6 protein-coding genes are annotated in these 16,095 nt (G+C 58.4%); all 6 read left to right on the top strand.

The window, feature by feature from the left end; translation table 11 throughout:
• Positions 1–362 precede the first annotated feature (362 nt).
• Positions 363–1,019 carry a fumarylacetoacetate hydrolase family protein gene (locus tag DPA2511_RS10300; protein WP_015853703.1) on the top strand — a complete coding sequence of 219 codons (657 nt, stop codon included), beginning with the start codon at positions 363–365 and terminating at the stop codon, positions 1,017–1,019.
• Between the two features lie 124 nt (positions 1,020–1,143).
• On the top strand, positions 1,144–1,590 hold the full coding sequence (locus DPA2511_RS10295; protein ID WP_015853702.1) for a YcgN family cysteine cluster protein: 447 nt from the start codon (positions 1,144–1,146) through the stop codon (positions 1,588–1,590).
• A 603-nt stretch (positions 1,591–2,193) separates the two neighbouring features.
• Positions 2,194–3,843: a ShlB/FhaC/HecB family hemolysin secretion/activation protein gene (locus DPA2511_RS10290; protein WP_015853701.1), complete on the top strand. Its 1,650-nt coding sequence runs from the start codon at positions 2,194–2,196 to the stop codon at positions 3,841–3,843.
• 287 nt (positions 3,844–4,130) lie between these two features.
• Entirely contained in the window at positions 4,131–6,836 is a 2,706-nt protein-coding gene (locus tag DPA2511_RS24160) for a two-partner secretion domain-containing protein (protein WP_051122246.1), read from the top strand.
• A complete protein-coding gene (locus DPA2511_RS21530) occupies positions 6,824–15,718 on the top strand; it encodes a hemagglutinin repeat-containing protein (protein ID WP_051122245.1) in 8,895 nt (2,964 codons plus the stop codon). The genes DPA2511_RS24160 and DPA2511_RS21530 overlap by 13 nt, the downstream gene beginning before the upstream one ends.
• Positions 15,719–15,723: 5 nt before the next feature.
• Positions 15,724–16,068, top strand: a complete 345-nt coding sequence (locus tag DPA2511_RS10280; protein WP_015853699.1) for an immunity 8 family protein — start codon at positions 15,724–15,726, stop codon at positions 16,066–16,068.
• The last annotated feature ends 27 nt before the right edge of the window (positions 16,069–16,095 follow it).

Here is a 16,095-nt window from a genome sequence, read left to right as displayed (position 1 = left end):
GAAATGGCTTAAATATCGACAGTAAGTTTTCCATATACTGATTTATATACAGTTATATTGCGTATCGACATTAAATAAGGGGAGGCGTTGGCGCTTCCTTTTTTATTTATATCGGGTAGATACATTATTTACGCTGACGAATTATATGGGTTATTGCGTACTCATTGCGGAACCTGAAGAGTACCCGGCGTGACCATTCGCGAGAGTGGGGCTGGCGTTATCATTCTCTCTTTTTGGACGCATCGCGGAGATTGGGTGCTCCGACCTTGCATGTTTGGTTTTAACCCTCCAATATCGCGGATAGGGTTTCGCCGCAAAAGGCGAGCATGTGATAAAGCCTAGGACAGATCAGGAGAGGGTTCATGTATCAACACAGAGACTGGCAGGGTGCATTACTGGATTTCCCCGCCAACAAAGTGGTCTGCGTCGGCAGCAATTACTCCGAACATATCCGCGAGATGGGAAGTGCGACGCCGGTGGAACCCGTCGTGTTCATCAAACCGGAAACGGCGCTGTGCGATCTGCGCCAGCCAGTGGCTATTCCGAAAGGGTTTGGCGACGTCCATCATGAAGTTGAGCTGGCCGTATTGATTGGCACTCCCCTGAAACAAGCCAGCGAAGATCGCGTGGCGCGTGCCATTGCCGGTTATGGGGTGGCGCTGGATCTGACGCTGCGTGATTTGCAGGCCGGGTTCAAAAAAGCCGGGCAACCGTGGGAGAAGGCGAAAGGTTTTGATGGCTCTTGCCCCGTATCCGGATTTATCCCGGTGGCGGAGTTCGGCGATCCGCAGCAGACAGATCTGGGCGTTAGCGTAAACGGCGAGATCAGACAACAGGGCAATACGCGGGATATGATCACGCCGATCCTGCCGTTGATTGCCTATATGAGCCGTTTCTTTACGCTTCGCGCCGGCGACATTATTTTGACCGGAACCCCGCAAGGCGTCGGGCCGTTGCAATCCGGCGATATGCTGACGGTGTCCCTGGGGGACAAAACCCTGAATACCCGGGTGATCTAACCCCGGATATCACACCTATCCGGGGAGCGAACAGGTGTCGTTGCCCGGTGTTGCATGATTTCTCTTGCCTATCCCCTCGGGATGCCGTTATACAGAGCGCCCTGTTTATCACTGGAATTTCGCCATGAACCAAACCCCTTTCTGGCAGAGTAAAACGCTGGAAGACATGACTGATGACGAGTGGGAAGCATTATGCGACGGCTGCGGCCGTTGCTGTTTGCATAAATTGATCGATGAAGACACGGACGAACTCTATTTCACCAACGTTGCCTGCAATCAGCTCAACATCAAAAGCTGTCAGTGTCGGAATTATGCCCGCCGCTTCGAATTCGAGCCGGATTGCATCAAGCTGACGCGCGATAACCTACTGTCGTTCGACTGGTTGCCGGCAACCTGCGCTTACCGGTTGGTTCATGAAGGAAAAGGGCTACAACCCTGGCACCCGTTGATCGCCGGCGACAAAGCCGCGATGCACCAACAGAGAATATCCGTCCGTCATATTGCAGTCAGGGAAAGCGACGTCGTGGACTGGCAGGATCATATCCTGAATAAGCCTGACTGGGCGCGATAGTTATGCATATTTGAAACCACGCATCGGGGGTCACTTATTTGCTGCGTGTTTGCTGCGTAACAAGGCGCTGAATGCGCATTGCCTTACAGGACAGCGCCTGACGTTATTCAATACGCCAGGGTTTCCTGAAAGGTTGGTATAAATGCGCGATGAGTCTTTTTATTTGCACATTTTATTTGCACATTTTATTTGCACATAGGGCAATCCAGACAATGGGTTGCCCTTTCTTCGTCCGGTGTTGAATAAACCTGCGCCACAATCTGTTGTGGTGGCGTTGCCATCATCGCACCGCCGCTGCTATACGACGCTTCATTGTGTATCCCACTCACGCGGGAAACCGTCGGTTTTTGTAAGGATAGTTGTCGGTAAATTTACGCTTTATTCCAGTCTGATTATTACGATCTCATGTCATTGGCATTCATTTTAAAAAATAATATCAATTATTTTTGATATATCGATATTTATATTGGTATTTATTTCTCAATTTAATATATTTCTTTTTGTAATCATATGTATTGTTTTTGAAAAAATTGAGTATTATTATTTCCGAAAAAATGAGTCACGGATGGTTTGTTAATGTTTTTGCACCGCCAATGGACGGCTATGCTGTCTGGTTTCTTGCTATTTACACACGCCCCAATGCTATGTTCTGCGCCGCTGACGCCAGCTGATCGCAATGTCTTACAACAACAGCAATCGGACGTAATTGAACAGTCACGTCAACAGCGGGAAGCATTACAGCAACTTAATGATATTGTTCAGTCGCCCCTGCCGTCGGTAAGCGAAGAGGGCGGCCCGTGTTTCCCCCTGCATCGTATCGAGTTCCGTAACGGTACGCTGTTGTCGGCGGCGGATCAGGCCGCATTGAGCCAGCATTATCTGAACCGCTGCAACAATCTCGCCCAACTCAATCAACTGGTGCATGACGTCAGCAATTGGTACATCCAGCGTGGATATATCACCAGTCGCGCATTTCTCAGCGAACAGGATCTGTCCGGCGGCGTACTGCAACTGGAGATACTGGAAGGCCGGTTGGAAGCCATCACCATCAATCACGAGCCGGTGCGCATGACCGGCGTGACTTTTCCCGCACGCGCAGGGGATATTCTGAATCTGCGGGATATCGAGCAAGGGATGGATCAGATCAACCGCATGCCGACGCAGCAGGTGACGATCGACATAGTACCGGGCAGCCAGCCGGGATATTCAGTCGTCAACTTGACGCAGGCGCCGCATCTGCCGTTTACCCTCGACGTGGGGTTTGACAACAGTGGGCAGAGTAGTACCGGCGAACACCAACTGAGCGGCGGCCTGACGCTTGATAACCCTCTGGGGCTGGCCGATCAATGGTTCATCAACACCGGTCACGATAGTCGATTCGCCACCAGTCAGCATTCAACCAGCCTGCAATCTGGCGTCTCGATGCCTTACGGATACTGGACGCTGGGGTACGTTTACTCAGAAAGCCGTTACCGCAACGTATTCATTAATCGCGATTATCCCTGGCATTCGACTGGAGATACCGCTACCCATCGCTTTTCCTTGTCCCGCGTCGTGTTTCGTAACGGCACGATGAAAACGGCCGTGAACGGCAGTCTGTCGCGACGTATCGGCAGTAACTTCCTGAACGGAACGCGCTTGCCGTCAAGCAGCAGAACGGTAAGCAGCCTGACGTTAGGCATCAACCATAGCCAGAAAGTGGCCGGTGGTTTGGCCACGTTCAATCCCGCCTATAGCCGCGGCCTGCGCTGGCTAGGCGCCGAAACCGACACCGACAAAACGGATGACGATCCTCGTTCTGAATTCAACAAATGGGTGTTGTCGGCCAGTTATTACTATCCGCTTAGCGAGCAGGTGACATGGTTGGGTAGCCTGTACGGCCAGTATGCGGCGACGCGGTTATACGGCAGCGAACAGTTGACGTTGGGCGGAGAGTCTTCGGTTCGAGGGTTCAGAGAGCAATATACGGCAGGCAATCGGGGCGGTTTCTGGCGTAACGAGTTGAACTGGCAAGTGTGGCAGGCGCCAGTGCTGGGGAACGTCACATTACAGGCGGCGGTAGACGGCGGGCATCTGTACAACCACAAAAAAGACAATGACAGCGCCGCTTCATTGTGGGGTAGCGCGCTAGGCATCACGGTGGCAAACCGGTGGGCAAGCCAGCAGGTCAGCGTTGGCTGGCCGTTGTCCTACCCGGATGGGCTAAAACCTGATCCGGTGGTGGTGTATTACCGGGTCGGATTGTCCTTCTGATTTTTTTGTCCCCGGTGGCCGCCGCACACCCGCGTGCGTTGGTTGCCGGGGCGTGTCATCGCGACATCTGCGATGGGGTAATGCGATGTCGTTGAGCTTGATGTCGGCGGGGAAACCGTCAAGGGCGGCCAACCCACAGGCGCAGAGGGTTCACCGAGAGGCATGGCGGCGTCGGGTTTCTTCATCATCACAGCAAGGCCGGAGCAGGTTCCAGCCGATCGCGTTTGATAAAAATAAGTACCGGTGAAGCGTGTCTTGCCGGTGAGAGACAGGTCAGGAGTTCAGGGATGAAAACAGTAACCCCCCTTCAACGCCGGTTGAGCTATGTGCTGGTATGGCTGATCGGGCTGCAGCCGGTGATGCCGACGTTGGCGGCGGTCAACGTAGCATCGGGCAACGCCAAGGTGGAGGCTGCGGGCAATGGGGTGCCGGTCGTCAATATCGCGACGCCGAACAGCGCTGGGGTGTCGCATAACCTGTACCACAACTTCGATGTCGGCTCGTCCGGGCTCATCCTGAATAATGCCACCGGGCAGCTAAACGCCACGCAACTGGGCGGGCTTATCCAGAACAACCCGAATCTTCAGGGGACGTCCGCCTCCGTCATTATCAATGAAGTCGTTTCTCCCAATCGCAGCCAGCTCAATGGTTATCTCGAAGTCGCCGGGCCAGGGGCGCATGTCATGGTGGCCAACCCTTACGGCATTACCTGCGATGGCTGCGGGTTCATCAATACGCCGCGGGTGACGCTCAGCACCGGTCGGCCCGTGCTTGATGCACAAGGGCAGTGGCAAGGGTTGGACGTCCGCAGGGGCGACATCCTGATCACCGGGCAAGGGTTGGATGCCAGCAACAGCGACTACTTCAGTCTGATTGCACGCACAGCCAGCCTACAGGCCGGACTGAATGCCAAAGATGCACGGCTGGTACTGGGCGCCAACCAGGTAGACAGCGCGGGGAACGCGACGGCACAGTCCGGCGACGGCGCCGTGCCGTCACTGGCGTTGGACACCGGAGCCCTGGGCGGTATGTACGCCAATCGCATCCATTTGATCTCAACCGAACAGGGTGTGGGCGTCAACACCGCGGGACTCAGCGCGCGTAGCGGCGATATTCAGTTGTCGGCCGATGGGCGCCTGTCATTGGGCAACACGGTGGCGAGCGGGACGATACAGGCCAACGGGCGTGAAGTGGCGCTGTCCGGGAAGCAACAAGCCGGCGGAACGCTGACGGTGAACGGCACGCTGGGGGTTCAGCTACAGGGCAGCACGGTACGCGCTGGGCAGACGGTATCACTGTCTTCATCAGGGAAAATTACGCTGGTCGACAGCCAGATTGGCGCCGGCGTAGACGACGACGGCGCTGTCCGCTCAGGGTATCAAAGCCGTATTGAAGGTGACGGTGTCACATTTTCACGTTCGACACTCTCGGCCGATACGCTGTCTTTACAGGCAACGCAAGGCATTTCACAGGACGCTGACAGCCGTTTTCTGGCCGGTAGTCGGCTGGCGCTAAATAGCGCCGACGCCGTGCTGGATGGTGATGCCAGCGCGCAGAATGTTCATATCGCCAGCACCCGCTGGCTGAGCGGCACCGGCCGCTGGCAGGCGGAAAAAGACTTATCGCTGGGCATCGCGCAGGGCGATTGGGCAGGCAAACTGCTGGCCGGCGGAGCGTTGTCTGCTGACGGGGACGCACTCGTTCAACGGGGAATGCTGGCGGCCAGCACGATCGGGCTGAATCTGGGGGCGCTGGATAATCAGGGCGAAATCTCCGCAGAGCAAAGTTTGTCGTTTAATGGCGAGCGGTTCGCAAACACGGGACGAGTGTTGACCCATACGGCGCTGAACCTGCAGGCCACCAGCCTGAATAACGTCGGCACCTTGAGTGCCGGCGACACCCTGACGCTGGCGTTGCGTCAGGGGGTGGTCAATCAGGGATCGCTATTGGCCAGCCAGGACGTGGTGCTTGATGCGGCGAGCGTGGATAACGCAGGCACGATGAGCGGTAGTCGGCTGTCGGTGAATTCGGGGAATCTGAGCAACAGCGGCACGCTACAAGGCCGGGAGGCAGCGACGCTGACCGTGAGCGCAGCGTTCAACCAGTCCGCGACGGGGAGCGTCGTATCGGGCGGACGGCTGGGGGTGCAAAGCGGCAGTCAGCAAACCGCGGGGCGGTTGCAGGCCAATACGCTGACGTTGCATACCGGAAACTGGCTCAATACGGGCGACGTCAGCCTGAACGGTGACGGCACCATATCGCTGAGTTCGCTGGACAATGCGGGCACGCTGTTGAGTGCAGGAACCTGGGACATCCAGAGCGTCGGGTTCAACAACAGCGGTACGTTGCAGGGCAACCGGGTGTGGGTGGCGGCGACCGATATCCTAAACAGCGGCCGTGGTCAGAGCGTGGGCGCGATGCGTTTGAATGCGCTCGGTACCTTAACCAACCGCGGCGACTGGCTGAGCGGGGAGCAATTTACCGTCGCTGCGCCACAGTTGGTCAACCTCGGTAGTCTGCAGGCGCCGTTGCTGAGTCTATCCGGTCAGCAACTGACGAATGAGGGGCAACTCACCGGTATCGATCAATTCAACCTCTCGCTGTCAGGCGGGCTAACCAATCAAGGCACTCTGAGTGGCAATGACCTGGCTGTAAGCGCCGCCGACGCCAACAACACGGGCACGATACTGGGAAGCAACCAGTTAGGATTGACGATCGATCGTACATTGACCAACACCGGGAGCCTTCGCGGCAACCGGCTGTCGTTCGCTGTCGCTGATGTCGACAACCGCGCCGCAGGTACGCTGCTGGGTGAGACGGTGTACGGGAGCGGCCGTTCGCTGAGTAACAGCGGCGGCATCACCGGCACCGGGTCGCTGACGTTGCAACTGAGCGGCGCGCTGGATAACGGCGGCACGCTGGAAGGCCAGCAACTGGCGGTGACGGCGGCCACGCTGGATAACCGCGGCAACTGCTGGGGGTGGACGCGCTGACGCTGGCGATCACCGGCGGTGCGCGCAATCAGGGGCAGTGGCTGAGCCAGGGGGAATCCCGGCTGACGGCGGCAACGCTGGAAAATAGCGGCAGTTGGCAGGGCGACCGGGTGACGGGGGAAGCGCAGGCCATCGACAACGCCGGGCAGATCCTCGGGCTGTCGGCGCTGACGCTGACCAGCGGCGGTCGGCTGGACAACCAGCCTGCGGGCCAGTTGCTGAGCGCCGGGGCGGCGGTGTTGCAGGCGGCGACGGTGAACAATCAGGGCGCGTGGCAGACGGGCAGCCTGACGCTGCGGGCCAACGCGCTGACCAACGGCGGGCAGATACAGAGCGACGGCGACCTGAACCTGATTCTGCCCACGTCGGCAGCCCCCATCATGGCGAGTCTGGTGCGGGTCATGTCGCTATCCAGCCCGCTTACCACGGCGGCTTACGGCACGTTCAGCAATATCGGCACGGTGATCGCCGGCGGCCGCGGACAGATAACGGCGCGTGAGCTGAATAATCAGGGGACGCTCGGCAGCAGCGGTGATCTGAGCTTGTCGGGGCAGCAAATCGACAACAGCGGCAACCTGTTGACCAATGGCTTGATGACGCTGGTTGCGGAGAGCCTGGGCAATACCGGGCGCTGGCAAGGCCAAACGCTGTCCGTGACGGGCAACGCACTGAATAACCAGGGCACGGTTATCGCCAATAGCGGTGCGCAGTTGCAGCTCACCGGTGACTTGGCGAGCGGCGGCGGCAGCCAATGGTTGAGCAACGGGTTATGGCAGGTACGGGCGGGGGCGATCGACCACCAGGGGGTCTGGCAGGGTAAATCCCTCGACGTCACCGCCAATTCGTTAACCAATAGCGGCTCGCTGTTGGGCGTGGAGAGCGCCACGCTGTCGCTGGCGCAGCGCTATGACGGAGGAACCGGCAGCCGGCTGCTGAGCAACGGGGCGATCACGCTAAACGCGGATGCCATCAGTCAGTTCGGGGAATTGGGCGCCGACCAACTGACGTTAACCACGGGGGCGCTGGATAACGCCGGACGCATCGCCGGCCTGTCGCAACTGGCGGTATCCAGCCGTAGCGTGATCGCCAATCGCGGCGACGCACAGCTGCTGGGTAATGGCATCGCGACGCTCAGTGCGGCGACGCTGGACAATCAGGGCACTATCCAGAGCGATAACCTGACGTTGCAATCCGATATTTTCACCAACGGGGGCCGTGTTCAGGGCACATCGGCGCTGGCGCTGAACGACATGTCGCGTTATATCGGCACGCAAAACAGCCTGCTGGTGAGCGGCGGCGCCGTGACCGCGCATGTGACGGACGTGAATAACGCCGGTACCTGGCAGGCCAACCGGCTCGATGTCACGGGCAATACGCTGGTGAATAGCGGGCTGTTGGCCGGGGTGAGCGGGCTTACGTTGTCGGCTAACGGGATCGATAACCGTGGCCAGCTGTATTCGCAAGGGGCTGCCACGCTGACGGGGCGTCAGTTCGACAACAGCGGCACATTGACTGCGCTGAACGGGTTTAATGGGCGGTTTACGGACGGCGTGCTCAACCGTGCGACGGGGCAACTACTGAGCAACGGCCTTGGCGAGATCACCACCGGGGCGATGACCAATCAGGGGTTGTGGCAGTCGCAGACGCTGCAACTGACCAGCGGTGGGTTGGTGAATTCGGGGCGCATGCTTGGCGTCACGCAGGCGGGCCTGCAACTGGACGGCGACTATCAGGGCGACGTCAATAGCCAGTTGGTGAGCGGCGGCGCACTGACGGTGAATGCGCAGCAAATCGTTAATCCGGGATTATTGCAGGGGCAGACGGTGACGTTGCGTGCCGGGGCGCTAAATAACCAGGGCCGACTGAACGGTACCGGCACGCTGGATGCCGCGCTGGATAACGTCTTGAATAACCTTGCCGGTGGGCAGATCGGCGGCGGAAACGTCACGCTACACGCCGCGCAGTTGACCAATCAGGGCAACATCGTCGCCGATAGCCTGGGGCTCGGCGGCACCGATATTCGCAATCAAGGCCTGCTGCAAGGGCGTGACAACGTCACTGCTACCGCAGGCGGTGCGTTGGTCAATCAGGCGGGGGGGCAAATCCTCTCGAACGGGGACACCCGCCTGACGGCCAGACAGGTGGAGAACAGCGGCTGGCTGCAAGGGCAACTACTGGCCTTGAACACCGCGCAATTGGATAACAGCGGAACGCTGCGGGCGCAGGGCAATCTGACGCTGCGGCTGCCGGACTGGACCAATCAAGGCATGGTGCAGGCGGGCGAGCTGGATATCGGCGTAACCGGGACGTTGAATAATCAGGGCACGCTGTTAGGGCTGACGCGCCTGGCGTTGACCGCCAACCGACTGCTCAACGCGGCAGGCGCGCGGTTGTACAGCGCCGGTGATCTGCAACTGGGCACCGGGCAACTGGAGCAGAACGGGCAGTTAGTGGCGCTGGGCAACCTGCGGGCCGACCTGTGGAATCCGACCACCTTTACCAGCACGCTGGCGGCGGGCGGGCAATTGACGCTGAACGTGAATGGCGATCTGGTACAGGCCGGTCGCCTGCAGGGCAACGGCGTAACGGTGAACAGTACCGGCGCCTTGACGCAGCAAGGAACGATTGTCGCCGGCGGCGGCGACAGTACGTTGAGCGCCGGCGGCGATCTGTATCAGGCGGAGAGCGGCAACGTGCAGGCGGGCGGTAGCCTGAATCTGCTGGCAAGCAGCGCATTGACCAACCGCGGATTTATCGGTACCGCGTCGGACTTGCTGCTGCGCGCCGGCGGGCTGATCGATAACACCAGCCTGTTGTATAGCGGCGGCGATATGCGCCTGTTCTCCGATGCGCTGGCCAACCGTTTCGGCAATATTCTGGCGGGCGGCAGCCTGTGGGTGCAGCGCGACGACGCCGGCAACGCCAGCAGCAGCCTGTTGAACAGCTCAGGCACCATCGAAACCCAGCGCGGCGATATCTCGGTGCGTACCGGCACCCTCACCAATCAGCGCGAAGGCTTGACCGTTACCGAAAGTGGCAGCACGACGGCGGATATACCGTCATGGGCGGGCGGGACGGAGATACAAATTCCGATTAGCTGGTTCGGTGAAGGAGAAGTCGGCATTTATTATCATGAATCTAGAGTGGGAAATGATAGTAGTGATATATGGGCTGAGTATGCACCTTATAAAGAATATGTCGTCAAGAAGATAGCGGTAAGTAAGAACACTGTTGAGGTATCTTCGCAAGGTAGTATTGGGAAAATAAACTCTGGAAGAGATATCTCAATAAATACTCGGGAATTATCTAACGTTTCCTCATCTTTAATTGCAAATAATAATATTTATATGACAGGTGATAACTTGAGTAATACAAGTTATCAGTCGGGAAGCAGGGGTAGTTATTTAATATATAAATATACACAAGATGGAATTGAACCCAACGGATATGGTGAGGATTTTGTGCGCTCTAAGCATGTCGTGTTGGAGCCATACATCCATTATTCATTATCAAACGATGGGACAATACACGAATACACCCCCGGCCAGTCCTACAACGCCACTATTCAGGCGGGCGGTTCGATTAACGCTAATTTCTCGCAAAATATCAGCAACACGACTTTACAACCGGGTAGCGGCGGATTTATTCCGGCGATTGCCACCCCGACATTGACCGGCGTCGCGGCGCTTGCTGGCGTGGCTTCACAAGAAAGCCGTGGGCTGGGTAGCGGCATCAACGCACAAGATAGTCAAGGGGTTAGTCTGACTGGCGTATCGACGGTCGGGTTGGCCGGCGCGGCGGCGAATACTAGCCTGAGTGCCCTGTCGGTGAACGGATCCGATGTGGTTGCGCCCAGCACGGGAACTATACAAGCCCAGAGCGTGGGGTTGTCGGGGAATGGCGCTCAGCCGTCAGGCATCGAGGCGCCGACGATCGGGGTGTCGACCACGCCATTGGCGACATCGGGCAACAATCTGGCGCTCAGCGCTACTGCTGGGGCGGATGGGCATGTGGCCACGCCGTTGATGGGGGCGTCGTTAACGGCGTTGACCCAATCCATCAGCCGGGAACTGCAACAACTGGGGACGCAGACCACCACCGACTATCCGCTACCGACCAGCAGTAACGGGTTGTTTGTGGTCGATACCGGTGGGCGTTATCTGATACGCAGCAACCCGAAATTGTCCGGGTTGGGGCAGGTAGACAATAGCCTGTTTAACGATCTGCGTAGCCTGCTGGATACGCAGCCGACCACGCAGGCGCAGACGGAAACCAGCAGCCTGCTGACGGACGCCTCGCAGATCCTCGGCTCTTCCTATCTGCTCGATAAGCTCAATCTGGATGCGGATCACGATTACCGTTTCTTGGGGGATGCGGAGTTCGATACCCGCTATATCAGCAATGCGGTGCTGAGCCAGACCGGCCAGCGCTATCTGAATGGCACCGGCTCTGATCTAACGCAGATGCAAACCCTGATGGACAACGCTGCCGCCGCGCAGCAAAACCTGAACCTGCAACTGGGCGTCAGCCTCACGGCAGAACAGGTCTCGGGGTTGACCCAAAGCATCGTGTGGTGGGAGAACATCACCGTCGACGGCCAGACCGTACTGGCGCCGAAGCTGTATCTGGCGCAGGCGGATCGCAGCAATCTACAGGGCAGCCGCATTGTGGCCAACAACGTCAGCCTCAACGCCGGCGGGTCGATCGTCAACAGCGGCAGCACCATCCAGGCGACGAATACGCTCAGCGCATCCAGCGGCAATGAGATCGTCAATAACGAAGGCGGGGTGCTGAAATCGGACGGCAGCCTCAATCTGGTCGCGCTCAATAATCTGACCAACAGCAGTGCGACCATTCAGGGCAACACCGTCACTTTGGCGAGCCTGCAGGGCGATATTCTCAATACCACCACATTGAATACCTGGCAGACAGCCGCGCAGGCGGGGCAAGGCAGCGGTTCACTGGTTCGTACCGATCTTGGGCTGACCGGCAGCATCCTTGCCGATGGCGCGCTGACGCTGCAAGCCGGGCGCGATATCGTCCTGTCGGGTAGCTCGCTGAGTGCGGGCAGTGCGCTGTCGCTGGCGGCGGGCAATGACATCCGGCTGGAAGCGTTGCAGACGATGACGGATACGGTGGATCAGCGTAGCGGCGCGACGACGGAGCAGCGCAGCCAGGGGTTGGTTCAGAGTACCTTGGCCAGCGCGGGCGACCTGAGCCTGAGTGCCGGGCGCGATCTGACCAGTACGGCGGCGCAACTGAGTGCCACGGGAACGATGGCGCTGGCGGCGGGGCGCGATCTCAATCTGTTGTCGGCGACAGAGGAGCAGTTCAGTTCGAATGCGTGGAAACGGCATCTCGACTGGCAACAAACCATCAACCAACAAGGCACGACGCTGAGTGCGGGCGAGGGGTTGAGCCTGAGCGCAGGCCGGGATCTGACATTGCAGGCGGCGCAGGCGGAAACCAGCGGTGCTCTGACGGCGTGGGCCGGCAATGATCTCAACTTGTTGTCGGCCACCGAAAGCCAGCACGATTTCTTTGAAGAAACAACGGTGAAGAAGGGTTTCCTGTCGAAGACCACGACCCATACATTGCGGGAAACGCAGCAGACCACGGAACAGGGCTCGCTGCTGTCGGCGGGCAGCGTGACGCTGTCGGCGGGGCACGATATTAACGTGCAAGGGTCGTCGGTGGCGGCGGACGGGGATGTCTCGCTGGCGGCGAAGAACAACATCAACACCGCGGCGAGCGTGGAGACGTATCGACAATATGAGGAAATCAGTCGCAAGAAGAGCGGGGTGTTCAGCGGCGGCGGAATTGGCTTCACGATAGGCAGTACGTCGCTGCGCCAGACGCTGGATGCGGCCGGCACGACGCAAAGCCAGAGCGTCAGTACGCTGGGCAGTACCGGCGGCTCGGTACAGCTCAGCGCCGGGCAGGATGTTAACCTCGCGGGTACGGATGTGATAGCCGCACGGGATGTTCAGATTGAAGGCAGTAACGTCACCATTGATCCCGGTTATGACACGCGCCAGCAGGTTCAGCGGATGGAACAAAAATCGGCCGGGCTGACGGTGGCGTTGTCAGGGGTCGTAGGTTCTGCGGTGAACAGCGCGGTACAAGCAGCGCAAGCGGTGCGCAGTGAAAGCGATAGCCGGTTGCAGGCACTGCAAGGCATGAAAGCGGCATTGTCCGGTTATCAGGCTTATCAGGGCACCCAGATAGCGAGCAACGACAACGGCGCGTTGTCATTTGTCGGTATCAGCGTGTCGCTGGGGGCGCAACGGGCCAGCAGCAGCCAAAGCAGCGAACAATCGCAGAGTTTTGCCTCCACGCTAAACGCCGGCCATGATATCAGCGTAGTCGCCCGGTCGGGGGATATCACCGCGGTTGGCAGCCAACTGAAGGCGGCGAACAATGTAGAGTTGAATGCGTCCCGAGCGATCAATCTGTTGTCGGCACGTAATACCGAATCCATAACCGGCAGCAACAGCAGCAGCGGCGGGAATATCGGTGTAAGTGTCGGTCTGAGTAATAGCGGCGCAGGACTCAGCGTTTTCGCCAATATCAATGCGGCCAACGGACGTGAACTGGGCAGCGGCAATAGCTGGTCGGAAACTACCGTGGATGCCGGGCAACAGGTCTCGCTGAAGAGTGGCGGCGATACCCGCCTGATTGGCGCACAGGTCAGCGGTGAACAGATAACGGCCAATGTCGGCGGCGATCTGCTGCTGCAAAGCCAACAGGACAACAACCGCTATGATTCGACGCAGACCAGCGTGTCGGCGGGCGGTAGCCTGACCGTTGGGACGATGACCGGCAGCGGCTACCTGAGCGCGAGCCAGGACAAGTTGCGCAGCCGCTTCGACAGCGTGCAGCAGCAGACCGGGCTGTTTGCGGGCCAGGGTGGCTACGATGTGACGGTGGGGAACCACACCCAACTGGACGGTGCGGTGATAGGGTCGACGGCGAACGCGGACAAAAACCGGCTGGAGACGGGGACGCTGGGGTGGAGCGATATCGGCAATCAGGCGGCGTTCTCGGTGTCGCACAGCGGTATCGGGCTGAGTCTGAGCCCGTCACTCAGCATGATGGATGCGTTGAAAACGGCGGCGCTGACCGGCCCGTCGGCGCTGATGTCGCTGGGCCGCGGAGAGAATGCCAGCAGCACCACCTACGCGGCGGTGAGCGACGGTACGCTGATTATCCGCAATCAGGCGGAGCAGCAGCAGGATATTGCCGAGCTGAGCCGGGATGTGGAGCACGCCAATAATGCGCTGAGTGCGATATTTGACAAGGAGAAGGAGCAGAAACGGCTGCAGACGGCGCAGAGGGTGGGTGAACTGGGCGCGCAAGTGATGGATGTTATCCGCACCGAAGGGGAAATTCGTGCGACGCGGGCGGCGGAAGGGCTGGTGGATAAGCCGAATGAGGCGACGCTGAAGACGCAGGAAGAGAAGGAAAAGGCGTGGGAGAGTTACCGCCAGGCGCTGACGGAGACGGCGGAATACAAGGCGGTGATGTCGGATTACGGGGTCGGCAGCGACCTGCAACGTGCGGCGCAGGCGGCGACGGCGGCGATTCAGGCGCTGGCGGGCGGCGGCAACCTGCAGCAGGCGCTGGCCGGTGCCTCGGCACCGTATCTGGCGCAGTTGGTCAAAGATGTGACGATGCCGACGGATGAGAAGAAGGCGACAGCATCGGACATTGCGGCGAATGCGATGGGCCATGCGTTACTGGGCGCGGTGGTGGCGCAGGTGTCAGGGAAGGACGCGGTCTCGGGCGCGGTGGGGGCGGCCGGCGGGGAACTGGCGGCGCGGGCGCTGATGGAGGAGCTGTACCCGGGGCGCACGGTGAATGAGCTGACGGAATCGGAGAAACAGTCGCTGAGCGCGTTGTCGACGGTGGCGGCGGGCCTGGCGGCGGGGATAGTCTCGGGTAACACCACCGGTGCGGCGACAGGAGCGCAGGCCGGGAATAATGCGGTGGAGAATAACTATCTGAGCAACCAGCAGAAGGCTCAGAAGAAGAAGGAGCTTGAAGAGTGCCAGACTCAAGCCTGCAAAGTGCAGGCTGAGGCGAAGTGGACGGCGATAGATTTAGGGCAGGATGGGAGCTTTGCGGCCGGGATGGTTGCCGGGGTTCCGGCAGGTCTGTATGACACGATCGACGGTATCGTGAAAACGGCAAGCAGCCCGATGGAGACATATGAGGCGTTGAAATCGCTGTTTAACAGCGGTGATGTGCTGGGTAATGTGTCGGATGCGGTGAAGCAGTCGTATATAGACCGCATCAACAACATGGAAGCGGAATACCAGAAGGCCGGAGCCAGTGGCTCGTTCAATGCCGGTGTTGAAGGCGGAAAACTGGTTACGGATATAGCGGGTCTGCTTGCCGGTGGTACGGGTGTGGTCAAAGTGACCGCAGGCGTAACGGAGAAGATCGTTGCCAAAGTCGCGGGTAAAGCTGAATCAGCGGCGGTCAGTGCCGGCAAAGTCACCAGCGGCGCGGAGAACGTGGCAACCTATCCGAAGCTCAAAGAGGATCTAGTGCAGCAGAACCTGAACAATATTGCGACGCAAGATCCGAGACTTGCAGAAGTTGTTAAAGGTAGCGGTACAACAAACCCTAACTTCTCTGTAGGAATGGGAACGACGGAGGAGGCGGACAGATTAGGTCAAATATGGGTTGGCGATGGTTCCAGATTGCTTACTGATGGTAAAGGTTGGGTTAGTGCTGATGGTACAAGGGTATATCGCTTCCCTGCATCCAAGCCAAATACACCGGAAGATCTGAATCCAACTGGTGTACAGGCAAACTTTGAAACGCTGAAAGATGGTAAAAGAGTTAGTAATGGTCATATGGGGATTACTCAGTGAAAGGAATGCTTAAAAACTTGGGGGTTAACTCAGCGGATTTTAGCCCTGAAACTTATAAGCCTGAAGAAGGTGATTGTTTTGGCCTGTGGATTAACTTATGTATTGGCCCTGACGATCAGGAAGGTGGACACGATTATCAGTTATTTATCTGCACTCCCGAATGGCTCTGCAAGCACCGATGGCTGCCAGAGCTAATGCGGCACACGTTGCTGGTTCGTAAATACGATCTGGATGAGATTAAAAAGACCATCACAGACTATATCGATCAGTGCGAAGGTGAAGACTGGATGGAGATCGCACAGAAGCTCTCCCGTGTCTTTGCCTGGGAATATGAAGATTATCAGCCTTGAGCAAGATCCCGGCCCCGTGCCGGGATC

The organism is Musicola paradisiaca NCPPB 2511, from assembly GCF_000400505.1.
In the GTDB taxonomy this organism is placed as follows: Bacteria; Pseudomonadota; Gammaproteobacteria; order Enterobacterales; family Enterobacteriaceae; genus Musicola; species Musicola paradisiaca.
The sequence above is the reverse complement of the archived record's forward strand: the minus strand, read 5'-3'. Positions and strand labels throughout refer to the sequence as shown.

What these genes read in the sequence shown, in the direction of transcription:
- DPA2511_RS10300 (WP_015853703.1), top strand. Translation starts at nt 363, where the DNA reads ATGTATCAACACAGAGACTGGCAGGGTGCATTACTGGATTTCCCCGCC.
- DPA2511_RS10295 (WP_015853702.1), top strand. Translation starts at nt 1,144, where the DNA reads ATGAACCAAACCCCTTTCTGGCAGAGTAAAACGCTGGAAGACATGACT.
- DPA2511_RS10290 (WP_015853701.1), top strand. Translation starts at nt 2,194, where the DNA reads ATGCTGTCTGGTTTCTTGCTATTTACACACGCCCCAATGCTATGTTCT.
- DPA2511_RS24160 (WP_051122246.1), top strand. Translation starts at nt 4,131, where the DNA reads ATGAAAACAGTAACCCCCCTTCAACGCCGGTTGAGCTATGTGCTGGTA.
- DPA2511_RS10280 (WP_015853699.1), top strand. Translation starts at nt 15,724, where the DNA reads ATGCTTAAAAACTTGGGGGTTAACTCAGCGGATTTTAGCCCTGAAACT.